The sequence below is a fragment of the Sphingomonas sp. P3_C5 genome, assembly GCF_056402635.1.
The window spans coordinates 154191-177712 of the sequence record NZ_JBFUHA010000008.1; the positions used below are offsets into that span (position 1 = coordinate 154191).

A 23522-nucleotide genomic window follows, 5' to 3' on the forward strand; every position below is an offset into this window, starting at 1 on the left:
GCAAAATAATCCCTTCCTTCAGGGTTGGATTATATAAGCATGCTTATTATATGGCTGCCTATGAGTGACTCACTTGGATTCCTGATTAGCGACGTATCGCGGCTGATGCGACGCCGCTTCGACGAGCGCGCGCGCCTGATCGGCGTGACGCGCGCGCAGTGGCGCACGCTGACAACGCTCAGCCGTAACGAAGGGATCAACCAGGGCGGCCTGGCCGATCTGCTCGAAGTGGAGCCGATCACCCTGTGCCGCATGATTGACCGGCTCGAAGAGGCGGGGCTTGTCGAGCGCCGCCGCGACCCGGCCGACCGGCGTGCGTGGCTGATCTTTCTCACCACCAAGGCGCACCCGCTGCTCACCCAGCTTCGCGGCCTTGCCGACGGCATGATCGAGGACGCGCTGTCCGGCCTTGATAAGGTGCGCCGCGCCGAACTCATGGATGCCCTCGGTACCATCCGTGCCAATCTCAACACACCAATCGAAAGCGACGAGGCCAATCATGGCTGATGCAGACCCCAAGATCCGCCGCGACGTGACGCCGGTTGCCATCAACACGATCGAAGATGTCGACTCGCCGGCGACGAAACAGCGTTCATGGCGGCGGATTGCGTTGATGCTCAGCGTTCCGCTGCTGATCGCGGCGATCGGCGGTTATCTGTGGCTGACCTCGGGGCGCTATGTCTCGACCGACAATGCTTATGTCCAGCAGGATATGGTGTCGGTCAGCCCCGATGTGAGCGGCCGTATCGTCGCAGTCAACGTGAAGGAAAACCAGCGCGTCAAGAAGGGCGATATGCTCTTTCGGATCGATCCCGTGCCGTTCCAGATCGCGCTCGACCAGGCCAATGCAGCCCTCGCGGCGGCGCGCGTCCAGGTCAACACGCTGTCAACCGATACCGGCAGCGCCCAGGCGGATATCCAGAGCGCCAATGCGGACATCCAGCTCGCCCAGGCGACGTACGAACGTCAGGCGGCATTGATGAAGCGCGGCTTCACGACGCGCGCCAGCTTCGATGCCGCAGCGCATGAAGTGGCCGCCGCCAGGGCTCGCCTCGCGACGGCGCAGGCAAGTGCTGCCAAGGCGCGCAACCAGGTCGGCAGTGGCACCGGAACCTCGGGTACCCCCGCGGCGATCCAGGCGGCGATGGCTGCGCGCGAAAAGGCGGAGCTTGAGCTTGCCCGCACCACCGTCTACGCCCCGGATGACGGCATCGTCAGCCAGACCGGGCGGCTTCAGATCGGCACCATCATGCCGAGCGGCGTTCCCTTACTGAGCCTGGTGAGGGATCGCGGTGCCTGGGTCGAAGCAAACTTCAAGGAAACCGACCTCAACCATATGGCAGTCGGCCAGCCCGCGGAGATAAAGCTCGACGCCTATCCGGGGCTTGCGATCCACGGCCGTATCCTGAGCATCGGCGCGGGCACGGGCTCGCAATTCTCGGTTCTCCCCGCGCAGAACGCCAATGGCAACTGGGTCAAGGTGACCCAGCGCGTGCCGGTGCGCATCGCGATTGACGGAACTCCAGCACGCCCGATGATCGCGGGTCTCAGCGCCAGGGTGAAAATCGACACGAAGGGCAATCGTGACTGATCCGGCCCCCGGCCAGCCGATGCTCCAGGTCAGGCATCGCTGGCTCCTCACGATCGGCGTCATGGGCGCGATGATCATGCAGATCCTGGACACGACGATCGCCAACGTCGCTCTACCCCATATGCAGACAAGCCTGGGCGCGACGATCGACACCGTCAGCTGGGTGCTGACCAGCTATATCGTCGCGACCGCGATCGCGCTGCCGGCGACCGGGTGGCTTTCCGACCGGTTCGGATCGCGTAACCTTTTCCTCTTCGCAGTCGGCGCCTTCATCGTCGCTTCGATGTTGTGCGGCACGGCGGTCAGCCTCGAGGAGATGGTGCTGTTCCGGGTCTTCCAGGGAATCGCGGCCGCCTTCATCAATCCGCTCTCGCAAACCGCGATGCTCGATATCAATCCACCCGAACGTCAGGCAAAGGCGATGTCGGTCTGGGGCATGGGCGTGATGATCGGTCCGATCCTGGGCCCGGTAATCGGCGGCTGGCTGACCGAAAGCTATAATTGGCGCTGGGTGTTCTACGTTAATGTGCCGGTCGGTGCGATGACCTTTGCAATCCTCTGGTTCCTGCTGCCGTCGCGTCCCTTGCGCGCCCGCTCGTTCGATATCGCTGGGTTTGGCCTGATCGCGCTCGCCGTCGCGAGCTTCCAGCTGATGCTCGACCGGGGGCAACAGGAGGACTGGTTCAGCAGCCCGGAGATCATCGCTGAAGCCATGGTCGCGCTGGCGGCAATGTGGGTAGGTGTGGTTCATCTCGCCACCGCACAAAAGCCGTTGTTCGACAGGCACTTGTTCAAGAACCGCAATCTCGTGATGGGCATGTTTTTCATGATCATCATCGGCATCTCGACCATGGCGCCGATGGCGCTGCTGCCGCCGATGCTGCAGCAACTGTTCGGCTATCCGGTGATCGACACCGGCATGATGATGGCGCCGCGCGGCGTTGGCGTTCTCTTCACGATGTGGTTCGCTGGCCAGATGATGGGCAGGATCGATACCAGGATCCTGATCGTCGCCGGCCTGTTGCTGTTCTCCCTCTCGCTGCGGCAGATGGCTGGCTATTCGCTCGAGATGGACTTCTGGCCGGTCATCGTCAGCGGCTTCATCCAGGGCCTCGGCATGGGGCTCGTGTTCATGCCGCTGAACTCGCTCGCCTTTGCGACCCTCGAGCATAATTACCGCACGGATGGCGCCAGCCTGCTGAACCTGATGAGGAGCATCGGCCAGTCGGCGGGCATTTCGCTCGTCACGGTGCTGCTCGCGCGCAATATCCAGACGGCGCATGCCGATCTCGCCCAGCATGTGACCGCGAAGACGGTTCCGACGCTCGATCTCGGAGCGCTCGACCGGTACGGCGTCTTGTCCGACAGCGTGTTTGGCATGGCGGACGCGATGATCAACAAGCAGGCGGCGATGATCGCTTATATCGACGATTTTTATCTGATGGCCTGGATTTCCATCGCGGTTCTGCCGCTGGTGCTGTTGCTGAGGAAACCCAAGGGCAAGGTCGAGGCGGTCGTCGCCGAATAGAAGATCACCACGACAGGATCGCGGTGAACTCGGCCAGCGGGGCGGATTCCTCGAAGGTCGGGATATCGTCTGCAATGACGATCCAGGGCTGTTTGCGCTTCACCCAGATATGCGCGCGCGGTTCGATCCCATCGCTCGCGTCGAGCGTACCGGCACGGATCAGCGCGAGGCCGGGCCGCGCCGTGTTGGTATTCCACAGGCGGGCGTGACAGATGCCGCACAGCCACTGGGTCGAGCGTGACCCACTTGGATTCTGAAAGCTGTACTCGATGATCGGGCCGGTAGCGCTCAGCGCCTCAGCGCGCGCTACCGCCTGTTCGGTGAAGGCACTGCCCGACCAGCTCTGGCAGTCGAGGCAATGACAGCAATAGACCGGAGGCATTGCCTCTACGGCGAGCGCGTAACGCGACTCGCCGCAGCGGCAACCGCCTTCGATCACTGCCTTACGCTGCCTTTTGCAGGTGCCGCCGGCCGAGGAGTTCGGCGATCTGCACCGCGTTCAGCGCTGCGCCCTTGCGGAGATTGTCACTGACGCACCAGAGCGCGAGGCCGTTCTCCACAGTCGGGTCCTCACGGACGCGGCTGATGAAGGTGGCATATTCGCCTACGCATTCGATCGGGGTGACGTATCCGCCGTCCTCGCGCTTGTCGACGAGCATCACGCCGGGCGCCTCGCGCAGAATCTTCTGCGCCTGCTCGGCCGAGATCTCGTTCTCGAACTCGATATTGATCGCTTCCGAATGGCCAACGAACACCGGCACCCGCACGCAGGTGGCGTGAACCTTGATCTTCGAGCCGAGGATCTTCTTGGTCTCGACCACCATCTTCCACTCTTCCTTGGTCGAACCGTCGTCGAGGAAGCTGTCGATGTGCGGGATCACGTTGAAGGCGATCTGCTTGGTGAACTTCTTCGCTTCAGCGCTGTCGCCGACAAAGATGTTGCGGCTCTGCTCGAACAGCTCGTCCATGCCCGCCTTGCCGGCGCCCGAGACTGACTGATAGGTCGCAACCACGATGCGCTTGATCGTCGCGATGTCGTGGAGCGGCTTCAGCGCCACGACCATCTGCGCGGTCGAGCAGTTCGGGTTCGCGATGATGTTCTTGCGGGTATAGGTCGAGATCGCCTCGGGGTTCACCTCGGGGACGATCAGCGGCACGTCCGGGTCCATCCGGTAGAGCGACGAATTGTCGATCACCGTGCACCCAGCCGCCGCGAAGCGCGGCGCGTGGACCTTGGTCGCATCGGAGCCGATCGCGAACAGCGCCATATCCCAGCCGGCGGGGTTGAAATTGTCGATATTCTGGATTTTGAGTTTGCGCCCGGTCTCGCCGAAATCGACCTCTTCGCCCTGGCTGCGCGACGATGCCAGAACGGCAATCTCGTCAGCCGGAAACTCACGTTCGGCAAGGATGTTGAGCATCTCGCGCCCAACATTTCCCGTCGCTCCAGCGACGACGACCCGGTACCCCATTATCCAAACTCCGTTGAAACGAGGCGGTCGCATACGCCCCTTGTCCAATTTGTCCAGTACAGGAAAACTATCAGGTGGGCGAAATGGCGTCTCCTTCCTGCGGAGCTGGGGCGAGGCTCTCACATCAATCGTGATCGCTCTTGGCTTTTTTGTTCTCGCAAAGGCGCGAAGGCGCAAAGGAAGCATGGTTGTTGACGACTCTCCGGAGCCCCTCCTTCAGGGTCTCGCCACCGAAATTGATCAGGAGGCCCAGGGATTGATCGGTCAATCTCAAATAGGTGAGCAGCTGTTTGGCGTGGGCGCTATTAAGCCGTTCGGCGGACTTAATTTCGACGAGGAGCTTTTCCTCGACGAGCAGATCAATCCTGAACGCAGCTTCAAAACGTAGGCCCGCATACTCAATGTCGACGGGCTTTTGACGAACTACCGAATAGCCAAGCTCCGTCAGCTTCGCCGCCAGCACCATCTCATAGACGCTCTCCAGCAAGCCCGGTCCAAGGCCGCGATGCAATTGCAGCGCCTGATCAATCACGTCGGCGGCGATTTTCTCCACATCCCGATCCATTGCGCGCCTCCCCCTGTTATTGGTTCACGCAAAGACCCAAAGGCGCGAAGAATCCATCTTCTTCCTTTGCGCCTTTGCGCCTTTGCGTGAACAAATTCTTCCATTCGAACGCGCGTTAACAGGGCGATGATCGAGACAGAGACCTCAGTTCGCCGCCTTGGCTCCCAGCTTTGCGTCGAGGAAGTCGAAGATCGTCGTCCAGACATGGATGTCGCGCCCGGCGCTGTGCGTCTTGCCGGGGTAGAACATCATTTCGAACGGCACATTCTCGGCCTGCATCTTCGCCGCGAAGGCGGTCGAGTTGGTGAAGACGACATTGTCGTCGGCCATGCCGTGGATCAGCAGCAGCGGGTCGCTGATCTTGTTGGCATCGGCCAGGGCATCCGAAGCGGCATAGGCCTTCGCGTCCTTTTTCGGATCGCCCATGTAACGCTCGGTATAATGGGTGTCGTAGAGTTCCCATTTGGTGACGGGCGCGCCGGAGATGCCAGCGGCATAGACGCCCGGGTTCGCCTCCAGCATCTTGAGCGTCATGTAGCCGCCATAGGACCAGCCATAGGTCGCGACTTTCGACGGATCGACGAATGGCTGGCTCTTGATCCACTTCGTCGCGGTGAGCTGGTCCTCGACCTCGACCGTGCCCATGGCGCGGTAGATATGGTCCTCGAACGCCTTGCCGCGATTGTACGAGCCGCGATTGTCGATCCGGAAATAGACATAGCCGCGCGACACGACATATTGCGCCATCGGGCTCTGCCAGCCGCGCGTGACCTGCTGGCCGGTGCCGGGGCCGCCATAATGTTCGAAGAAGACGGGATATTTCTTCCCCTCTTCGAGCTTCGGCGTGATCATCTCATAATAGAGAGTGGTGCCGTCAGCGGCCTTGAAGCTGCCATAGGTCGTCGCCTGATGGTGTGCGAGATAGGGGTAATAGGGGTGGCCGGCCACGACCGCATTTTCGTTGACCCAGGACAGGCGTTTGCCGGTGATATCGGCCATATAGGTCTGGGCCGGCTGGGTTGAATTGGATCGCGTGACGATGATCCGGCTCGCGGCTGAATCCATGCTGGCATTGTTCCACCAGCCAAGCTCGGTCAGCCGGGTGACGACATTGGGGTGCGCGATATCGACTGAGTAGAGATGCTGCTCGAGCGCACCGTCCTTGTTGCCGATGAAATAGAGCCGGCCCTTTGCCTCATCGACGCCGGCGAGATCCTGCACCACCCAGGGCCCCTTGGTGAGCTGAGTCCATTTGCCCTTTAGGAAGCGGTAGAGATGGCCATAGCCATCACGCTCGGAGCGCCAGATCAGGCTGCCGTCCTTCATAGCGCGATAGGCGTCGCTAAGGTTGAGCCAGCTGCGTTCGCCGGATTTCTCGGTGAACAGCACGGTCGATTTGCCCGTGGCGGGATCGACGCTGAGCATGTCGAGCGTCTTCTGATCACGGCTCTCGCGCTGGACGAGCAAGGTCTTGCCGTCCGGCGTCCAGTTAACCCGGGCGAGATAGATATCGGGGTTGCTGCCGAGATCGACCTTCACCTGGCCGGAGCCGTTTGCGTTCATCACATAGAGCTCGACCAGCACGTTCGGCGTGCCGGCGGCGGGATAGCGCTGCTCATAGACCTTGGTGCCGTCAGCACCGATCGCGGCGCGCGTGACGATACCGACCGGCGCTTCATCAAATTTCTCGACCGCGATCCGAGTGTCGCCAGGCGACCACCAATAGCCGGTACGGCGATCCATTTCCTCCTGGGCGACGAACTCGGCCTCGCCCCAATGGACGGTGCCGCCGCCGCTTGTGGTCAGCGCCCTCGCCTCGCCGCCGCCGAGCGGTTGGACGAAGAGGTTCTGGTCGCGCACGAAGCTGACAAAGCCGCCGCGCGGGCTGATCACCGGGTTGAGCTCACCGCCCGGCATGTTGGTGAGGCGCTCGGTCTTGCCATCGAGCGTTGCGAGATAGAGATCGCCGTCGAGGGGCACGAGGATCGCCTTGCCGTCGGGCGCCCAGTCATAGGCGATGATCCCCTTGGAGCCGCCGACCCGGGCGCGCTCTCGCTGCATCTTCTCCGCCTCGGAAAGCTCGGCGCCGGTGCCGACCTTCTTGGAATCGACCAGCATCCATTCCTTGCCGCTCTTGGTGTCGAGCGCCCAGAGATCGAGCCGGTCGCGCTCATCGGGCCGCGGCCGGAGCGAGGTGAGCAGCTTGCCGTCGGGCGAAAGCCTGAGCGCGCGGGGCTGAGCGCCGGCGAGATCGGGGCTCGAGAACAGGCGCTTGAGGGTCAGCGGCTGCGACGCCGTATCGGCAACGGCAACGGCAGCGGGCGGCGTGGCGGGTTCAGCGGCCATTGCAGGCGTCGCCAAAGCGGCGAGCATGACACCCGCCAGCAGCCAGGATTTTGGCATCTTTCATCTCCAGTCCCGATTATCTTGCGCCGCGCGAATGGCGGTGGATGGCAGGCGTTATCGCGGGGTGCAGCGGCGAGGTAAAGAGCGCAGCGAGGGACCTTCTTCCTCCCCTCCCGCTCGCGCTACCGGATTCACACATCGAGTGGGCGCCCTTCTTCCCCTCTCCTTTCAGGAGAGGGGCAAGCTGCGCAGCAGCGCGGGGTGAGGCTGAGTGCGAGACGCTAACTTTCGTCACCCTCACCCTTCCCATCGCTTCGCGATGGGCCCCTTCCCTCTCCCGATGGGAGAGGGAGAAGAGAAGCGCCTCGCGATGTGTGAATGCCGTCGCCCGCAAGCGGGAGGGGAGGAAGAAGGTCGTAAAAGAGAAGCAATCAGACCGGTTCCACTCCACCTCCTCGTGGCTCGACAGGTCCGCAGGCGGCGGGCATCACGAAATAAACCCAGGTTAAACAATCCTGCGCGTCAAAGGGGAGCTATCATGTCACGATACCGGTCGCTGCACTATCTTGCCGTCGTCGCGCCGCTGCTCGCCTGGAGCGGGTCCGCCCTGGCGCAAACGGCCGATCGCGAGATCGATAATCCTCGGATACTCGACGCGAAGCCGTCGGGCCCTCCCGGCACCCCAGGCCGAAAGCCGCTACCCCATGAGCGCATACTCGATCTCAATATCGTCTATACCGACGGGCAGATCTTCAACCCGGCGACCGGCAGGTACGACAAAGTCCGCTTGCGCAGCTATGACGGCACTGATGTCGATCCGAAAATCCCCTATGTCTCGCCGACCATCGAGGTGCGGCCGGGGGACACGATCCGCGTCAATCTCGACAACAAGCTGCCGTTCGACAAGAGTTGCCTGCCGGGCAAGATGGCGGACGCCATGGAGGACATGCCGCACGACAACACGCCGCATTGCTTCAACGGCACCAATCTCCACACCCATGGCCTGTGGGTGAACCCGGCGGGCAATGGCGACAATGTCCTGCTGTCGATCAATCCCGGGGTTGCGTTCGAATATGAATACAACATCCCCAGCGACCATCCGGCGGGGACCTTCTGGTATCACACCCACCGCCATGGCTCGACCGCTTTGCAGGTCTCGAGCGGGATGGCGGGAGCCCTGATCGTCCGCGGCAGCCGCTTGCCGACGCGGGACGAGCATGGCGATCTCGATACGCTGCTCAGGGGTTTCAAGGATCGCGTGATCGTGTTCCAGCAGATCCAATATGCCTGCCGCGAACCCGCCGCGCCGGGCACGCTCGGCCCGATCAAGCGCAACAAGGACGGTACCTATCGCTGCGATCCGGGCGATGTCGGCGGGGTCGAGAGCTATGACGATTTCGGCCCCACCGCCTGGGGAAAATCGGGTCGCTACACCTCGCTCAACGGCCTTGTCCTGCCGACCTTCAAGACGGTGCAGGGCCAGATCGAGCGCTGGCGGATGATCCATGCCGGCGTGCGCGACACGATCAGCCTCAAACTCGTCAAGCTGGCGCCCAAGGCACAGCTCGCCTCGATCATGAGTGCGGCCCAGGAACGTAATTTCCTCGACCATAGCTGCACCGGCGCCACCCTCCCCTATGCCGTGGTCGCCGCCGATGGTCTGACCATGGGCGCCGCGCAGCAGAAGCAGGTGACTGTGTTCCAGCCTGGCTACCGCTTCGACGCCCTGATGACCTTTCCTGAAGCCGGCCGCTATTGCATCATCGACGCGTCCTCGCCGAGCGCCGGCTCAGTCAATGGCGATACGCCCGGGCCTCAATTGCTTGGGATCGTCGAGGTCGCGCCCGGCAAGCCGGTCGGCGATGTCGGGGCCTATGTGCGCGACGCGCTGATCGCGAATGTTAGTCCGGCGATGCCGCCGGCGGTCGTCACCGACCTCAAGGCTGGGCTGAAGCTCACCAGCTTCATTCCGCATGAAGACATCAAAACGACCGAGGTGACCGGCCACCAAGAACTCACCTTCTTCATCAAGAAGCAGGACGACGGCCGTTTCGACTTCATGGTCGGCAACACGCTCAATCCCCAAAACGCCCGACCCTATGATCCCAAACGGATCGACCGGAAGCTCTATCTGGGGGATGTCGACCAATGGACTCTGACGTCGCAGGCCGGCGGCCATCCTTTCCATATCCATATCAACCCATTCCAGGTGGTTTCGATCATCGCCCCCAACGGCACCGACGTCAGCGCGCCCAACACAGCCGACAAGGAGCCGAACGGTACGGTTGACCCGCAATATGCGGGACTGAAGGGCGTGTGGAAGGATACGCTCTGGGTGAAGAACCTGCCCGGCGGCCCGACTGGCGTCTACAAGGTCACCGTCCGGACGCGGTATGAGCGCTATATCGGCGAGTTCGTGCTCCACTGCCATATCCTCGACCATGAGGATCAGGGCATGATGCAGAATGTCTCCATCATGGTGCCGCCGGTCCCGCGGCCGAAGCCGGACGGCGCGCCGGTGCCGATGGGCGATATGCAGCATTGATCGTTTGCGGCGAGGGTCGGACCAGTTCCACCCTCGTCGCTCGGCCTTGGGGCGATCTCAGGGATTTCGCCTGAAGCAGTGCTCGCTGTGATCGTTGACCACACCAGTCGCCTGCATCCAGGCATATACGATTACCGGGCCGACGAACTTGAAGCCCCGCTTCTTGAGCGCGGCCGACATTGCTTCCGATAACGGCGTCTTGGTGGGAAAATGCACGCCATCCCCCATGAGCGGCTCGCCGCCCGCCATGCCCCAGACAAAGGCCGAGAAGTCCTCCCCCGCCTCACGCATCGCGAGAAAGGCGCGGGCATTGCCGATCGTCGCCTCGATCTTCGCCCGCGATCGGATGATCCGCGCATCGCCGAGGAGCCGCTGGATATCGGCGTCATCGAAGCGCGCGACGATCTCTGGATCAAAGCCCTTGAACGTGTCACGAAAGGCATCGCGCTTGCGCAGGATGGTGATCCAGGCGAGCCCCGCCTGAAAACCATCGAGCATGAGCTTCTCCCAGAGCGCGCGACTGTCGCGCTCGGGCACGCCCCATTCAGTATCGTGATAGGCGCGCATGAGCGGATCGTTGTCGGCCCAGGAGCAGCGGTGGACGGTCATGCGACTCTTATCGCGAGCCTGAACCGCCGCATCAAGGGCGGTGCTTCACCAGCGAGGTCAGACGACAATCCGTTCGATGAACGTCGTCGTCTCGGCCTCCAGCGCAATCAGCCGCTCATCGACAAGGCGAAAGCCGTTCTCGACCTCCTCGATCTCGGCCGCCACATGCTGCGTTCCCGTCCGGATCACGGCGACGCTCTCCGCCATCGATCGCGCCGCGAGCGCGGTCTCGTCGACTGCGCTGGTGATAGCCGTCACCGTTTGCGTCTGGCGGTTCATCGCTTCCTGGATTCGCCGGGCATGCGCCTGGACCTCGTCGATCGTGTGGTGGATCAAGCCATTTGCTTCGACGACTTCATCAGTCGCTGCCTGGATCGCCGAGATCTTGAGCGCGATATCGTCAGTCGCGCGGGCGCTCTGGCTGGCAAGCGTCTTCACTTCCTGCGCCACCACGGCGAAACCACGGCCGGCATCGCCGGCGCGCGCCGCCTCGATCGTGGCGTTCAGGGCCAGCAGGTTGGTCTGCCCGGCGATGTCGCGGATCAGTCCCAGGATGGATTCGATCGATTCCGCATGATCGGAGAGCTGTTTTGAGGCACCGACCGCGCGCATTGACTTGTCAGCTGCCCGAGCGGCGACCTCGGTGGCTGCGGCGACTTCCTTCTCGGTGATAGCGATTGTCTCGATGAGGATGGCGGCAGTTCGCGCTGCGTCTGTCATCGCCTCCGCAGATTGCTCCGCTGCCGCCGCGACATCAGCGGTATGGCCGAGCATGCGCCGCGCGGAGGTCGCGGTGGCAGTGGCGCGCTTGTGCAGGTCCTTCGCATCGGAGACCGTCGCGGTCAGCAGCCCCCTCGACATTGCGTGGAATTTGTCGCCGATCGTCGAAAGCAGCGCATTCGCTCCGGCGCGCTCGGTCGCGGCGACTTCGGCGACCGTCACCTCGGTTTCGATAATGCCGAACTTGCCGATCGCGCTGGCGACCCGCTCTCCCAGCGCCGGATCGTCAGCGAAGAGGGTGCGCGCCAGATTGGCCAGATCGCGGTAGAGATCGGCAAGCTGGATCATGGATTGCATCAGCGAGAGGCCAAGCACCCGAACGCGGTGTGCGCGCTCAGCCGAATATTTCACCCAGGCGTCGTCGATCGGCCCGCCGAGCAGGCGATCGAAGCGCGCCAGTGCGCGGTTCGTCACGCTGTCCGGGGTAAGTTGCGGATTGTCGCGCCAGACCTCAGGCTTGATCTTCGCGCAGACCTTCTCGTTCCAATAGGCGCGGATGATATCCTCCGCCGCCGGCCTGCCCTGCGCCCAGAAGCTGCGCAGATCGGCCGCGAAATGCGGATCGGAATTATAGAGAGCGGCGCGCGTGCCGATCTCCTCATCGGAGAGATTCAACCCTCCTTGCCCGACTGACACCTGGTGTTCGGTCTGCATCCCGTTTCTCCCCCGCTAACTGTCTGCCATAAGGAGATAATCATATAGTTAATGTCGTTCCGGCAATGAAACCATTTTGGCGCTACCTGGCAATCTGGCGCCGAACGATCATACCGCGAGCCTTTGGACAGGTGCCGCCGCCAGCCACACCGAGTCCAGGCTGATCAATGGGAGTAACCCGTAACGGCAAGAAACAACTGCGCTTGGTCGCAACTTCGTCGCAGAGTCGCTTGGCGGTGCGCAAGAATTGAATACGAGAGCCAACAGGATTGATTTAAAGAAACATATTGATACTATGGGAGTAGTCGCACGAATAACGGATACGGCTGAAAAGCTCGATCCATCGAATCCATGTTCGGCCAGTTCCGGTGCTTTTACAGGACCTTGGCCTTCAGATTACCCAGCGACCAAAGCACATACAAATAGTGGGCGCGAAGAGGCGGATACGCCCGGCTGCGTCGGGCATGGTCCGGAAGAGATCATAGATTTACGGTTTGTTAACCTTTGTAAAGATATGGTTAATGAAAAAAATAGAAGCCTCAGGAGAGGAGAAGATCGGAGACACAAACAGAGCTTAGGAGTCCAGAATCTGGTGACGTTCCTGCACGAATGCCCGAACCTACCGGACGCGCCGTACTCCGAAGCGGTGGCTAGCTTGCTTCAGGCGAGCTGGCCTGCATTTGTGACTTTGACTCCCGATCTGATCGGGACTCCGGAGCAGGTGAGCGTCGAGCCCGGAACTGACCCAAAGGACCGCCTGCTTCATACCATTCAGATGCTGACGGATTCGGGCCTCATCACCTATGAGGCGCTGATCATGAGTTCCGATCATGGCCTTCGTGTTATCGATGTCGCGCTTACCGCGCGCGGCCGTTCGGTCCTTCGTCCGCCCTTCAGGAGCTGATCGCTTCCCTGACTGCGTGAAGGTGACGGAAGACGGCGAGGCGCAACTCCACGCCTTCCACGATCAACCGCGCGAGGTTTCGCAGAACGGCAAGTTCCCGATCGCTGGCATCTCGCGCTTCATGGCTGAGAACGACCAGCGACCCGAAACTGGTTCCTCCAACCGACCTCAGCGGGATCTCGGCATAGAAATCGAAACCCGCGTTCCGCGCGTTCAGCGGATCGAGCATGTTGCGAAGGCCGCTTGCCGAGATCGAAGGGCGTTTCCCGCCCTCACGGGATGCAATGGACATCGCCACCACCCTGTCGCTCGAACCCAGTCCCAAGCCAACGTTCGGATCGACGAGGTTTACGATCGCCATGTCAGCTTGCAAATATGTGACAGCGAGATCGGCAATAATGCTGAAACTATTGTCATCGGGCGCAGCAAGAGCGTCCAGAAAATCCGCGGACTCGCGAAGTAGCTCGAAATCAGGACAATTAGAAATGTCCACTTCTACGGGCCCCTCTTCCACGCGAACCATCGCCAATCCGTCGCTGCAGTGCAGCAACAGCACATGAACCGATGCCCGATTCAAGTTTTGGCCTATTTCGAGTTTGAGTCAAACCCGTAAAAATAAGGTAGCCTTGATTGGCATTAAGACAAAAAAGCCCGCTCGCGGTTCCGCGAGCGGGCTTATTTGCAAAACCACCGGTCGAAACCGATGGCCTTCGATATCATTCGGCGGCAGCGGTGCCCTTGGCCGGACGGTTGTCACGGCGCTCGGCGATACGCGCCGACTTGCCGGTGCGGCCACGCAGATAATAGAGCTTTGCGCGACGCACGGCGCCCTTGCGGACCACTTCGATCGAATCGATGTTCGGCGAATAAAGCGGGAAGACGCGCTCGACGCCTTCACCGAACGAAATTTTCCGCACGGTGAAATTGGAGCCCATGCCCTTGTTCGAACGCGCGATGCACACGCCTTCGTAGTTCTGAACGCGGGTGCGCTCGCCTTCCACGACCTTCACACCGACCTTCAGCGTGTCGCCGGGGCGGAATTCGGGGATCTTCTTGGTCTCGAGAAACTTGGCAATGTTCTCGGCTTCGATCGTCTGGATGAGATTCATCTCATTCGTCCTTCGTCTGTCGCCGCGCGCCAGAGGGCGACTGAACCCGAGCGCCCTCATGGCGCTCCCAAAGGTCCGGCCGCCTTAGCCGTGTTTCGGTCTCGGCCATGTGCTTTCGCCATGCCGCGATCCTCGCATGATCCCCCGATCGCAGCACTTCGGGGATCGTGCGCCCTTCCCATATCGCAGGTCGGGTATATTGCGGATATTCGAGTAGCCCCGTTTCGAAGCTCTCGTCCACGCCGCTTGAAGCCGCGCCCATTACGCCGGGAAGCAGCCGAATGCAAGCATCGAGCAGCACCAGTGCACCCAACTCGCCGCCCGAGAGGATATAGTCGCCGATCGACACCTCCTCCACCGCCCGCGCGGCGAAGATCCGCTCATCGAAACCCTCGAACCGGCCGCACAGGACAGTGACGCCCTGGCCAGCCGCAAGTGCGCGGATACGCGCCTGGTCGAGCGGTCTGCCGCGCGGTGTCATGGCGAGGACGGGGCGGCCATCAGCCACGCTGTCGATCGCGGCAGCGAGCACATCGGCGCGGAGCACCATCCCCGCCCCGCCGCCGGCCGGCGTGTCGTCGACGGTGCGGTGCTTGTCGATCGCGAAGTCGCGGATGTTGACCGCATCCAGCGACCAGGTTCCTTCCGCCAGCGCGCGGCCGGCAAGGGACATGCCGAGCGGGCCGGGGAACATCTCCGGATAAAGGGTCAGAATGGTCGCGACGAAAGTCATCGTCGGTGCCACCAGTTGCCGATCACCCAGGAAACCGGCCAGGCGATCGCGAAGGTGATCAGCATCGACAGCAACAGGATGTAACTGGTGAAGGAGGAGCCGGGATCGCCGCAGGTGAAATACGCCAGATTGCAATGCGCCACGAACAACCCGTCAACGCTGATGCTGGAGATGCCGACAAGCGATGCCAGCAATGAAGCGGCCAGCGCCACGAACTCGATCCGAAGGCCTGGTCTCGACCAGCAGAGCAGGAGCGTCGCGCCAGCCGAGATCGCAGCGGGGGGAAGCACCACATAAACCAGCAGGACGATGAAAATCATTACGATCATGTCCCCTGCCCTATCCGGGAACCTTCCCAATCGCCAGCACTTGGGCTGATCATGGAAGATTGCATCATCGTCGGGGCGGGGCCCGCAGGGCTGACCGCCGCGATCTATCTCGCGCGCTTTCATCTTTCGATCCGACTGTTCGACTGCGGCAGCAGCCGGGCAGCGCTGATCCCCTGCACGCGCAACCATGCCGGTTATCCGGGCGGAATCTCGGGCAAGGACCTGCTCGCGCGGATGCTCCAACAGGCGGAGAGCTTCGGTGCTGTGCGGGAGCTCGCCGAGGTTTCCGCGATCGTGCCAAAGGGCGACGGGTTCGAAGTTCATGTCGGTGAAGGTGGGCATGTCTTTCCCGCCCGTGCGGTGTTGCTGGCGACGGGTGTGGTGAACAATCGCCCCGATATGCCGGCCGCTGAGCACGACGCGGCGCTGGCGCGCGGGCTGATCCGCTATTGCCCGATCTGCGATGGCTTCGAAGTGACCGACAAGCGCGTCGGGGTGATAGGGACCGGTGACCATGGCATGCGAGAGGCCCTGTTCCTGCGCGGCTACACGCGTAATGTGACTCTGATCGCCCCTGGTGCCGCGCACGACCTGGATAAAAAATGCCGTGCGGAGCTCGCCGACGCCGGTATCGCGCATGTCGATGGGCCCTGTGCGCCGATCCAGGTCGATGGCGACCAGATCGTCGCGACATTGCCGGGCGGTGAGCTGAGCTTCGACAGCATCTACCCGGCGCTGGGCTCACGGATCCGATCGCATCTGGCGGTCGCGGCAGGTGCGCGGGCCAGCGAAGATGGGTGCCTGGAAGTCGACGACCATCAACGCACGACTGTTCCGGGGCTCTTCGCGGCGGGGGATGTGGTAAAGGGGCTCGACCAGATCAGCCACGCGATGGGCGAAGCTGGCGTGGCCGCGACGACGATCCGCAATCTGCTCGACGAAAAGCGACCGCTCAGGCGCTAACGAATGCGGTGGTGACGACCAGGCGCTCAGCGTTCCATTCGGGCACTGCGTCAGCGTTCATCGGCACCATGAAGCGTTTGCCGTCAGGCCGCTCAATCTCGATCACATCGCCGGCGCCGAAATCATCGATGGCGACGACGGTGCCGAGCGCTTCGCCGTCGGTGGAGATTGCCGGGAGCCCTAGCAGATCGGCATGGTAATATTCGCCCTCCGCTAGCGGGGGCAGTGCTGACCGGGGCACGGTCAGCTCAGTGCCGCGCAGTGCCTCGGCGGCATTGCGATCATTGACCTCGGCGATGCGCGCAATGGCGCCGTTGCTGCCATGGCGCACCGATTTCAGCGTGAGGGTGCCGTTGTTGAAGCTTTTATAGGGCTTCAGGTCCTCGGCGAAGACCTTGAGGCGGACTTCCCCCGCCACGCCATGCGCGCCGATGATGACGGCGAGCGTGACGGGGGTGTCGACAGGCATCAGCCCTCGGCCGGAGCCTGGGCGCTTTCGCCCTCAGCGGCTTCGGCGGTGTCGCCGGCGTCGCTGTTCGGGGTCGATTCATTGGCGACAGGTGCTTCCTCAGCAGCTGCCTCGACCGGCGGCGTCTCTTCGGCAACTGCCTCGGCGACGGCTTCGGCCTCAGGCGTCGGCTCTTCGGTCGCTGCTTCGACTTCAGCGGCGATCACCTGCTCGGCTTCCTCGTTGCTGTCCTGGGCGGGAGGCGCTTCCTCGGCGACGGGCTCCGGAGCCGGCGCCGCTGCGGCAGCTGCCTTGGCCTCTTCGGCCTCGGCGAGCTTGGTCGCACGCTCTTCGGCGCGCTCGGTGGCCTTGTCGCCTGGCTTGCCCTTGTTCGGATTGTTACGCGCGGCGCGCTCACGAACGCCGGCAACATCGAGGAAACGCGCGACGCGGTCGGTCGGCTGGGCGCCGACGCTCAGCCAATGCTTGGCGCGCTCGCCGTCGAGAACGATGCGCTTGTCGTCATCCTTGGCGAGCAGCGGGTTATAGGTGCCGAGCTTCTCGATGAAGCGGCCATCACGGGGCGAACGGGCGTCGGCCACGACGATCTTGTAATAAGGACGCTTCTTGGAGCCGCCACGCGACAGACGAATGCTGAGTGCCATTAGTTCTACTTCCTTCTTTCGATTACGTTATTTCTTCTTGATCAAATTCTCGAAGCCGGGTGGGAGGCTTGACTGGCCGCCGCCGAGGCCGGGGAGTCCGCCGCCATTGCCGAGCAGGCCACCAAGGCCGCCGGCGCCGCCGAGACCACCGCCACCCATGCCGCCGCCACCCATACCGCCCATGCCGCCGCCGCCCTTGCCGCCGCCGCCGAGCATCGCCATCATCCCCTTCAGGCCGCCCATCTTGCGCAACTTCTTCATTGCGGTGGACATTTCCTGATGCATCTTGAGCAGCTTGTTCACGTCCTGGACGGTCGTGCCGCTGCCCTTCGCCACGCGGATCTTGCGCTTGGCGTTGATGATTTCCGGCTTGGCGCGTTCCTTGGGCGTCATCGAGGTGATCATCGCGTCCATGCGCAGCAGGATCTTCTCGTCAACGGCGCCCGAGGCCATTGCCTGTTGCGCCTTCTTCATGCCCGGGATCATTCCGGCCAGCGCGCCGATGCCACCCATCTTGCGCATCTGGATGAGCTGCTGGCGCAAATCGTCCATGTCGAACTGGCCCTTGGCCAGCTTCGCCGCCATCTTCTCGGCGTCTTCCTGCTGGATCGCTTCAGCAGCACGCTCGACCAGGCCGACGACGTCGCCCATGCCGAGAATGCGCCCGGCGACCCGGCCAGGATGAAAGGCCTCAAGCGCATCGAGCTTTTCGCCGACGCCGGCAAATTTGATCGGCTTGCCGGTGACGGCGCGCATCGAGAGCGCCGCACCACCGCGCGCATCGCCGTCCATGCGGGTCAGCACGATGCCGGTCAGCGGCACCTGATCGGAGAAGCTCTTCGCGACGTTGACGGCATCCTGGCCGGTCAGCGCATCGACGACGAGCAGGATTTCGGCCGGGTTCGCGATGTCCGCGACCGCGCGCATCTCATCCATCAGCGCCTGGTCGACATGGAGTCGGCCGGCGGTGTCGAGTATCAGGACATCATAGCCCTGCAGCTTTGCCGCCTGCAGCGCGCGCCTGGCGATATCGACCGGCTGCTGGCCCGGCACGATCGGCAGCGTCGCCACCTCGGTCTGGGTGCCGAGCGTTGCGAGCTGCTCCTGCGCGTTCGGGCGATTGACGTCGAGCGACGCCATCAGCACCTTCTTGCGCTCACGCCCGGTGAGGCGCTTGGCGATCTTAGCCGTCGTCGTCGTCTTGCCCGAGCCCTGCAGGCCGACCATCATGATGACGGCGGGCGGCGTGACGCCGAGCTCGAGCTCGGCCGCATCCGAGCCGAGCATCTCGACCAGCGCGTCATTGACGATCTTCACGACCTGCTGGCCCGGCGTCACCGAGCGCAGGACCTGATGGCCGATCGCCTTTTCAGTCGCCTTGTCGACGAACTCGCGCGCCACGGGCAGCGCGACGTCCGCCTCGAGCAGGGCTACACGCACCTCGCGCATTGCCGCGCGCACGTCCGCCTCCGTAAGCGCGCCGCGCCCACGAAGCCGATCGAACACACCGCCAAGCCGGTCGCTCAGGCTTTCGAACATCGAGAAACTCCATTGCCGATCGGCGCCGTACCGGTAAACGCAAAGAACGCCGGCGGACGAAACCTCGTCGGCCGGCGTACGCCCAGTGGGCGGCCCTTCACGAATCCCGGTGGGAAACGATCGCGGTGGCCCTTAGCGCACCCCAGCGGTTCACGCAACCTAAGACCGTCCGCCGAGAAGCTTAACCCGATCTACACCGGTCGCGTGCGAAATGCCCCAATCGAAGCGCGAGGCGTGCGGCATGGCAGTTGAAATCGGGGATGAAGTGAAGGTGGTGCCGTTGCAGGCCAGGCGGGATGTGATCAGCAGCGCAATCACGGTGGCATCCATATTGTTGTTCGTCGGCACCGGCAGCTCCGTGCTGGCCACGACTTTCCAGCATTATTTTTCGGGCGGCCAGGGCGCGGACCAGACCCTGGTCATCGCGCTGCTGCTCAATGTCGCGCTGATCCTGTTCGGCTGGCGCCGTCACCGCGAGCTCGCGCGTGAAGTGTCGATTCGCGCCGCCGCCGAAGAGCGCGCTCATCAGCTTGCCGCGAAGGACCCCCTGACGGGCTTCCTCAATCGCCGCAGCCTGGGCGAGGAAGGCGCCGCCATGTTCGTCCAGGCCCAGCGCCGGGGCAAGGCAATGGCGATGATGATGCTCGATCTCGACCATTTCAAAACGATCAACGACATGCACGGCCACGCCACCGGCGATGCGCTGCTGCGCGAGGTCGCGGTCGAGATTGCGGCCGCCATGCCCTCGATCGCGCTGACCGCGCGCTTCGGCGGTGACGAATTCGCCTGCGCCTTCCTGTTCGACCCGACCCATCCAGATACGGTCGAGCGGATCGCCGAACGCCTTGTCTCGCGCCTCGCCCAGCCTTTCCAGGTCGAAGGGCTGCAGCTCCATATCAGCGTCTCGGTCGGCATCGCCCGCTCCGATTCAGATTGCGCGAGCATCGATGCACTGATGCGATCGGCCGATATCGCGATGTATGCGGCGAAGAATTCCGGCCGCAATCGCTTCGCCTGGTTCGATATGTCGATGGAGCGTGAGCTCCAGGCGCGCAACGAACTCGAAGTCGGGCTGCGGGGCGCGATTCCCMGGCTTGAGATCGTCCCTTATTTCGACCAGCAGATCGATCTTACCACCGGCCGCCTCAATGGCTTCGAGGTACTGGCGCGCTGGGAGCATCCAACGCGCGGGTTGATCGGCCCCGACGTCTTCATCCCGATCGCCGAAGAGACCGGCATGATCTCGGACCTGTCGCTGTCGATCATGCGCCAGTCCTTTATCGCGGCGAAGGACTGGGATTCGGCACTGACGATTTCAGTCAATATCTCGCCCTGGCAGCTTAAGGATGCCTGGCTGGCGCAGAAGATCATCAAGGTGCTGACGGAAACCGGCTTCCCGGCGACCAGGCTCGAGATCGAGATCACCGAGAGCTCGCTGTTCGATAATCTCGCTCTGGTCCAGTCGATCGTCGGCAGCCTCAAGAACCAGGGCATCCGGCTTGCGCTCGACGATTTCGGGACCGGCTATTCCTCGCTCGCGCATCTGCGCGCGCTGCCGTTCGACCGGATCAAGATCGACAAGAGCTTCGTCATGTCGATCAACGAGAATGCGGAGAGCGCCGCGATCGTCAACGCAATCGCCAGGCTCGGCGACAGCCTCAACCTGCCGATCACGGCAGAGGGCATCGAAGACGGGGCGATCGAGGAGCGGCTGCGCGCGCTCGGCTGTTCGAAGGGCCAGGGCTATTTCTACGGCCGTCCGATGAGCATCGCCAATACCCGTCGCCTGCTCGCGGAAAAGCGCCTGCTGCGCTCGACCGACGCTGAAAAGACGGAACGGAAACCGGCTTCAGGCAAGCGCCTGGTCAACTGACCAGCGGCACCCTCCGGCCGACATTACGGCCATTGCGGTACTTGAGTACGGGCCCTAGATCACCGCGCATGCGCGCTCCTTGCGGCCACTTCCATGGCTGAACCCCTGATCGTCAGCCTCGGCTGCCGCCTGAACATCGCGGAAAGCGAAACCATCCGTGCGCTGACCGGCGGACGCGACATGGTCGTGGTCAACAGCTGCGCGGTCACCAACGGCGCGGTGCGCGAGACCCGCGCTGCGATCCGCCGCGCCCGCCGCGATCGGCCTGCGGCCCAGATCGTGGTGACAGGATGCGCGGCGCAGATCGATCCGCGGGGCTTCGCTGCGATGCCCGAGGTCGACCGCGTGATTGGCAATGCCGAGAAGCTTCTCCCCGAAGCCTGGGCCGCTCAGGATGCAATGCTGGTCGGCGACATCATGCAGGTGCGCGAAACCGCACCGCACCTCGCTTCCGCCTTCGCGTCACATGCCCGCGCCTTTGTCGAGGTGCAGAATGGCTGCGACCATCGCTGCACCTTCTGCGCGATCCCGTTCGGGCGTGGCAACAGCCGTTCCGTGCCGGCCGGAGCTGTGATCGACCGGATCCGGACACTGGTCGATAACGGACACCGCGAAATCGTGCTGACGGGCGTTGATCTCACCAGCTATGGCCCGGACCTGCCGGGTGCGCCGACTTTGGGGATGCTCGTCGAGCGCATCCTGCACCATGTTCCTGCGCTGGAACGGCTGCGGCTGTCGTCGCTCGACTCAATCGAGATCGATGACCGGCTGTTCGAACTGCTCACTGCCGAGCCGCGCATGATGCCGCATGTCCATCTCTCGCTCCAGGCGGGCGACGACATGATCCTGAAGCGGATGAAGCGCCGCCATTCGCGCGAGCAGAGTGTTGCCGTGGTCGAGCGTCTCAAGACCGCCCGCCCGGAGATCGCAATCGGTGCCGACCTGATCGCCGGCTTCCCGACCGAGAGCGAGGCGATGTTCCGCAACACGCTCGCGCTGATCGACGATTGCGACGTGGTTCAGGCGCATATCTTCCCCTATTCACCCCGCGCGGGCACACCGGCGGCTCTGATGCCCCAGGTCGACCCCGAAATACGCAAGGCCCGTGCGGCGCTGCTGCGTGAGGCCGGAGCGCGGCGGCGGAGCGACTGGCTGGCGACGATGATCGGCACGACACAGAATATTCTGGTGGAGCGACCGGGCGATCGCGGCCATGCGCCGAACTTCGCTGAAGTGCGTTACACCCTTCCCACGACAATCGGTTCGATCCAGGCCATTCACGTAACCGGCGCCACCGCCACGACACTCACCGGAACCCCTGCATGAGCACTACTCCAAGCTGGCACGACAAGCTGCTCGGCGGCTTCAAGCGTACCTCGGATCGTCTGCTCGGCAATCTGACCGGCCTCGGCACCGCGCGGCTCGACGAGGAGACCCTCGACGATATCGAAGAGGCGCTGATCGCTTCCGATCTAGGCCCAGAGACCGCCGCCCGCATCCGGGCGCGGCTCGCCGAGGGCAGCTTCGAGCGAAACATGGAGGAGCTCGGCATCCGTCTCGTCGTCGCCGAGGAGATCGAGAAGGTGCTGGCGAAGGTTGCCGTGCCACTCGAGATCGAGGCGTTCCCGCGCCCGCAGGTGATCCTCGTCATCGGCGTCAACGGATCGGGCAAGACGACCACCATCGCCAAGCTCGCGCATTTGCTGATGGAGCAGGATTACGGCGTGATGCTCGCCGCCGGCGACACCTTCCGCGCCGCCGCGATCGGCCAGCTTGCCACCTGGGCCGAGCGGGTCGGCGTACCGATCGTCTCGGGCAAGGAAGGCGGCGACGCGGCGGGGATCGTCTATGAGGCGGTCAAGCAGGCAACCGCGACTGGCATCGACGTGCTGATCGTCGACACAGCCGGGCGGCTCCAGAACAAACGCGAGCTGATGGATGAGCTCTCGAAGATCCGCCGGGTGCTCGGCCGAATTAACCCGGAATCGCCGCACAATATCCTGCTCGTGCTCGATGCGACGACGGGGCAGAACGCGCTCAACCAGATCGAGGTGTTCAAGGAGTTCGCGGGTGTCACCGGCCTCGTCATGACCAAGCTCGACGGCACCGCGCGCGGCGGCGTGCTGGTCGCGGCGGCGGAGAAATATGGCCTGCCGATCCACGCGATCGGCGTCGGCGAGGGCATGGGCGATCTCAGGCCGTTCGATGCGAACGAGGTTGCGCGGATCATCGCAGGCGTGGAAGGGGGCCGGCATGGCAAGTAAACCCAAACCGAAGATCGGCGCCGGCCTGCGGCTCGCGATCGATATCGGCCCGCTGGCGATCTTCTTCCTCGTCAATTTCCTGATGCGCGGCCCGGACATCGCCAAGCTGCTCGCGGGCACCACGGCCTTCATGATCGCCAGCGCAGCCGCGATGATCGTCTCGCGCTGGAAGGCGGGGCATATCTCGCCGATGCTGTGGATGACGGGGACTTTGGTGCTCGTGTTCGGCGGCCTAACGCTCTGGTATCACGACAAGACATTCATCCAGTTCAAGCCGACCTTCATCTATGCGAGCTTCGCGGCCATCCTCGCCTTCGGTCTCGCGACCGGGCGGCCATTGCTGCAGATGCTGCTCGAGGCCGCCTATCCGGGGCTCACCGAGAAGGGCTGGCGCCAGCTCACGATCAACTGGACCCTCTTCTTCATCTTCATGGCGGTGCTGAACGAGATCGTCCGGCACCGCTTCTCCTATGATTTCTGGCTGTCCTTCAAGCTCTGGGGCGCGATTCCGCTGACACTGGTGTTCACCTTCGCCAATATACCGATGCTGCTGAAGAACGGGCTGAATGCGGAAGGCACTGCTGCGATTCCGCCGGAAGCCTGAT

The 23522-nt window shown here is 63.0% G+C and carries 22 protein-coding genes and 1 pseudogene; 10 read left to right on the plus strand and 13 right to left on the minus strand.

Features of this window, described 5'->3' with window-relative positions; translation table 11 throughout:
* Window positions 1-60 precede the first annotated feature (60 nt).
* From AC1DVS_RS19375 to AC1DVS_RS19385, 3 genes are read left to right on the plus strand one after another with little or no spacing between them, the layout of a single operon-like run.
* Window positions 61-507: a MarR family winged helix-turn-helix transcriptional regulator gene (locus AC1DVS_RS19375; RefSeq protein ID WP_478025559.1), complete on the plus strand. Its 447-nt coding sequence runs from the start codon at window positions 61-63 to the stop codon at window positions 505-507.
* A complete protein-coding gene (locus AC1DVS_RS19380; RefSeq protein WP_478025560.1) occupies window positions 500-1591 on the plus strand; it encodes an HlyD family secretion protein in 1092 nt (363 codons plus the stop codon). Before AC1DVS_RS19375 ends, AC1DVS_RS19380 begins: the two co-directional genes overlap by 8 nt.
* Window positions 1584-3119, plus strand: a complete 1536-nt coding sequence (locus tag AC1DVS_RS19385) for a DHA2 family efflux MFS transporter permease subunit (RefSeq protein ID WP_478025561.1) — start codon at window positions 1584-1586, stop codon at window positions 3117-3119. Before AC1DVS_RS19380 ends, AC1DVS_RS19385 begins: the two co-directional genes overlap by 8 nt.
* A 4-nt stretch (window positions 3120-3123) precedes the next feature.
* Here the strand turns inward: AC1DVS_RS19385 and AC1DVS_RS19390 are convergent, their stop codons facing one another.
* The 4 genes from AC1DVS_RS19390 to AC1DVS_RS19405 all read right to left on the minus strand — a co-directional run bounded on the left by AC1DVS_RS19390 (window position 3124) and on the right by AC1DVS_RS19405 (window position 7559).
* Window positions 3124-3558, minus strand: a complete 435-nt coding sequence (locus tag AC1DVS_RS19390) for a GFA family protein (RefSeq protein WP_478025562.1) — start codon at window positions 3556-3558, stop codon at window positions 3124-3126.
* Window positions 3559-3562: 4 nt separating this feature from the next.
* On the minus strand, window positions 3563-4591 hold the full coding sequence (locus AC1DVS_RS19395) for an aspartate-semialdehyde dehydrogenase (protein ID WP_478025563.1): 1029 nt from the start codon (window positions 4589-4591) through the stop codon (window positions 3563-3565).
* 124 nt (window positions 4592-4715) lie between these two features.
* Window positions 4716-5156: a GxxExxY protein gene (locus AC1DVS_RS19400; protein ID WP_478025564.1), complete on the minus strand. Its 441-nt coding sequence runs from the start codon at window positions 5154-5156 to the stop codon at window positions 4716-4718.
* Between the two features lie 144 nt (window positions 5157-5300).
* The gene (locus tag AC1DVS_RS19405; RefSeq protein ID WP_478025565.1) at window positions 5301-7559 is read right to left on the minus strand and encodes a S9 family peptidase; all 2259 of its coding nucleotides are present in this window, start codon (window positions 7557-7559) and stop codon (window positions 5301-5303) included.
* A 481-nt stretch (window positions 7560-8040) separates the two neighbouring features.
* On the opposite strand from AC1DVS_RS19405, the gene AC1DVS_RS19410 reads away from it, so the two are divergent.
* Entirely contained in the window at window positions 8041-10047 is a 2007-nt protein-coding gene (locus AC1DVS_RS19410) for a multicopper oxidase family protein (protein ID WP_478025566.1), read from the plus strand.
* A 57-nt stretch (window positions 10048-10104) separates the two neighbouring features.
* Here the strand turns inward: AC1DVS_RS19410 and AC1DVS_RS19415 are convergent, their stop codons facing one another.
* Together AC1DVS_RS19415 and AC1DVS_RS19420 are read right to left on the minus strand one after the other, a co-directional pair.
* Window positions 10105-10656: a DNA-3-methyladenine glycosylase I gene (locus AC1DVS_RS19415; RefSeq protein ID WP_478025567.1), complete on the minus strand. Its 552-nt coding sequence runs from the start codon at window positions 10654-10656 to the stop codon at window positions 10105-10107.
* A gap of 57 nt (window positions 10657-10713) precedes the next feature.
* Window positions 10714-12090 carry a methyl-accepting chemotaxis protein gene (locus tag AC1DVS_RS19420; protein WP_478025568.1) on the minus strand — a complete coding sequence of 459 codons (1377 nt, stop codon included), beginning with the start codon at window positions 12088-12090 and terminating at the stop codon, window positions 10714-10716.
* Between the two features lie 592 nt (window positions 12091-12682).
* On the opposite strand from AC1DVS_RS19420, the gene AC1DVS_RS19425 reads away from it, so the two are divergent.
* Complete coding sequence (locus tag AC1DVS_RS19425; protein WP_478025569.1) at window positions 12683-12994, plus strand: hypothetical protein; 312 nt, start codon at window positions 12683-12685, stop codon at window positions 12992-12994.
* Here the strand turns inward: AC1DVS_RS19425 and AC1DVS_RS19430 are convergent.
* The 4 genes from AC1DVS_RS19430 to AC1DVS_RS19445 all read right to left on the minus strand — a co-directional run bounded on the left by AC1DVS_RS19430 (window position 12984) and on the right by AC1DVS_RS19445 (window position 15165).
* Window positions 12984-13550 carry a hypothetical protein gene (locus tag AC1DVS_RS19430; protein WP_478025570.1) on the minus strand — a complete coding sequence of 189 codons (567 nt, stop codon included), beginning with the start codon at window positions 13548-13550 and terminating at the stop codon, window positions 12984-12986. The two genes, AC1DVS_RS19425 and AC1DVS_RS19430, sit on opposite strands and share 11 nt — an antisense overlap.
* 160 nt (window positions 13551-13710) lie before the next feature.
* Window positions 13711-14103, minus strand: a complete 393-nt coding sequence (gene rplS / locus AC1DVS_RS19435; RefSeq protein WP_478025571.1) for a 50S ribosomal protein L19 — start codon at window positions 14101-14103, stop codon at window positions 13711-13713.
* Between the two features lies 1 nt (window position 14104).
* Complete coding sequence (gene trmD / locus AC1DVS_RS19440; protein ID WP_478025716.1) at window positions 14105-14836, minus strand: tRNA (guanosine(37)-N1)-methyltransferase TrmD; 732 nt, start codon at window positions 14834-14836, stop codon at window positions 14105-14107.
* Window positions 14833-15165 carry a hypothetical protein gene (locus AC1DVS_RS19445; RefSeq protein WP_478025572.1) on the minus strand — a complete coding sequence of 111 codons (333 nt, stop codon included), beginning with the start codon at window positions 15163-15165 and terminating at the stop codon, window positions 14833-14835. Before AC1DVS_RS19445 ends, trmD begins: the two co-directional genes overlap by 4 nt.
* Before the next feature lie 51 nt (window positions 15166-15216).
* Here AC1DVS_RS19445 and AC1DVS_RS19450 point away from each other — a divergent pair, with 51 nt between their 5' ends.
* Window positions 15217-16128, plus strand: coding sequence for an NAD(P)/FAD-dependent oxidoreductase (locus AC1DVS_RS19450; protein ID WP_478025573.1), 912 nt, complete (start codon window positions 15217-15219; stop codon window positions 16126-16128).
* Here AC1DVS_RS19450 and rimM read toward each other — a convergent pair.
* The 3 genes and pseudogenes from rimM to ffh form a co-directional block, all read right to left on the minus strand.
* Entirely contained in the window at window positions 16118-16597 is a 480-nt protein-coding gene (gene rimM, locus AC1DVS_RS19455; protein WP_478025574.1) for a ribosome maturation factor RimM, read from the minus strand. The two genes, AC1DVS_RS19450 and rimM, sit on opposite strands and share 11 nt — an antisense overlap.
* A gap of 203 nt (window positions 16598-16800) precedes the next feature.
* Window positions 16801-17241: pseudogene (gene rpsP / locus AC1DVS_RS19460) on the minus strand (30S ribosomal protein S16); the annotation flags it as partial.
* A gap of 27 nt (window positions 17242-17268) precedes the next feature.
* A complete protein-coding gene (ffh, locus tag AC1DVS_RS19465; RefSeq protein ID WP_478025575.1) occupies window positions 17269-18780 on the minus strand; it encodes a signal recognition particle protein in 1512 nt (503 codons plus the stop codon).
* 241 nt (window positions 18781-19021) lie between these two features.
* Here ffh and AC1DVS_RS19470 point away from each other — a divergent pair, with 241 nt between their 5' ends.
* The 4 genes from AC1DVS_RS19470 to ispZ all read left to right on the plus strand — a co-directional run bounded on the left by AC1DVS_RS19470 (window position 19022) and on the right by ispZ (window position 23521).
* Window positions 19022-20653, plus strand: a complete 1632-nt coding sequence (locus tag AC1DVS_RS19470) for a putative bifunctional diguanylate cyclase/phosphodiesterase (protein ID WP_478025576.1) — start codon at window positions 19022-19024, stop codon at window positions 20651-20653.
* Window positions 20654-20746: 93 nt separating this feature from the next.
* Complete coding sequence (gene mtaB / locus AC1DVS_RS19475; RefSeq protein ID WP_478025577.1) at window positions 20747-21979, plus strand: tRNA (N(6)-L-threonylcarbamoyladenosine(37)-C(2))-methylthiotransferase MtaB; 1233 nt, start codon at window positions 20747-20749, stop codon at window positions 21977-21979.
* The gene (gene ftsY / locus AC1DVS_RS19480; RefSeq protein ID WP_478025578.1) at window positions 21976-22917 is read left to right on the plus strand and encodes a signal recognition particle-docking protein FtsY; all 942 of its coding nucleotides are present in this window, start codon (window positions 21976-21978) and stop codon (window positions 22915-22917) included. Before mtaB ends, ftsY begins: the two co-directional genes overlap by 4 nt.
* Entirely contained in the window at window positions 22907-23521 is a 615-nt protein-coding gene (gene ispZ / locus AC1DVS_RS19485) for a septation protein IspZ (RefSeq protein ID WP_478025579.1), read from the plus strand. Before ftsY ends, ispZ begins: the two co-directional genes overlap by 11 nt.
* The last annotated feature ends 1 nt before the right edge of the window (window position 23522 follow it).

Excerpts from the sequence above, each read along its gene's own strand:
- AC1DVS_RS19415 (WP_478025567.1), bottom strand. The coding sequence starts at position 10,656 with ATGACCGTCCACCGCTGCTCCTGGGCCGACAACGATCCGCTCATGCGC.
- AC1DVS_RS19380 (WP_478025560.1), top strand. The coding sequence starts at position 500 with ATGGCTGATGCAGACCCCAAGATCCGCCGCGACGTGACGCCGGTTGCC.
- ftsY (WP_478025578.1), top strand. The coding sequence starts at position 21,976 with ATGAGCACTACTCCAAGCTGGCACGACAAGCTGCTCGGCGGCTTCAAG.
- AC1DVS_RS19395 (WP_478025563.1), bottom strand. The coding sequence starts at position 4,591 with ATGGGGTACCGGGTCGTCGTCGCTGGAGCGACGGGAAATGTTGGGCGC.
- AC1DVS_RS19420 (WP_478025568.1), bottom strand. The coding sequence starts at position 12,090 with ATGCAGACCGAACACCAGGTGTCAGTCGGGCAAGGAGGGTTGAATCTC.
- AC1DVS_RS19450 (WP_478025573.1), top strand. The coding sequence starts at position 15,217 with ATGGAAGATTGCATCATCGTCGGGGCGGGGCCCGCAGGGCTGACCGCC.
- mtaB (WP_478025577.1), top strand. The coding sequence starts at position 20,747 with ATGGCTGAACCCCTGATCGTCAGCCTCGGCTGCCGCCTGAACATCGCG.
- ffh (WP_478025575.1), bottom strand. The coding sequence starts at position 18,780 with ATGTTCGAAAGCCTGAGCGACCGGCTTGGCGGTGTGTTCGATCGGCTT.
- rplS (WP_478025571.1), bottom strand. The coding sequence starts at position 14,103 with ATGAATCTCATCCAGACGATCGAAGCCGAGAACATTGCCAAGTTTCTC.
- AC1DVS_RS19410 (WP_478025566.1), top strand. The coding sequence starts at position 8,041 with ATGTCACGATACCGGTCGCTGCACTATCTTGCCGTCGTCGCGCCGCTG.
- AC1DVS_RS19400 (WP_478025564.1), bottom strand. The coding sequence starts at position 5,156 with ATGGATCGGGATGTGGAGAAAATCGCCGCCGACGTGATTGATCAGGCG.
- trmD (WP_478025716.1), bottom strand. The coding sequence starts at position 14,836 with ATGACTTTCGTCGCGACCATTCTGACCCTTTATCCGGAGATGTTCCCC.
- AC1DVS_RS19375 (WP_478025559.1), top strand. The coding sequence starts at position 61 with ATGAGTGACTCACTTGGATTCCTGATTAGCGACGTATCGCGGCTGATG.
- rimM (WP_478025574.1), bottom strand. The coding sequence starts at position 16,597 with ATGCCTGTCGACACCCCCGTCACGCTCGCCGTCATCATCGGCGCGCAT.
- AC1DVS_RS19445 (WP_478025572.1), bottom strand. The coding sequence starts at position 15,165 with ATGATCGTAATGATTTTCATCGTCCTGCTGGTTTATGTGGTGCTTCCC.
- AC1DVS_RS19405 (WP_478025565.1), bottom strand. The coding sequence starts at position 7,559 with ATGCCAAAATCCTGGCTGCTGGCGGGTGTCATGCTCGCCGCTTTGGCG.
- ispZ (WP_478025579.1), top strand. The coding sequence starts at position 22,907 with ATGGCAAGTAAACCCAAACCGAAGATCGGCGCCGGCCTGCGGCTCGCG.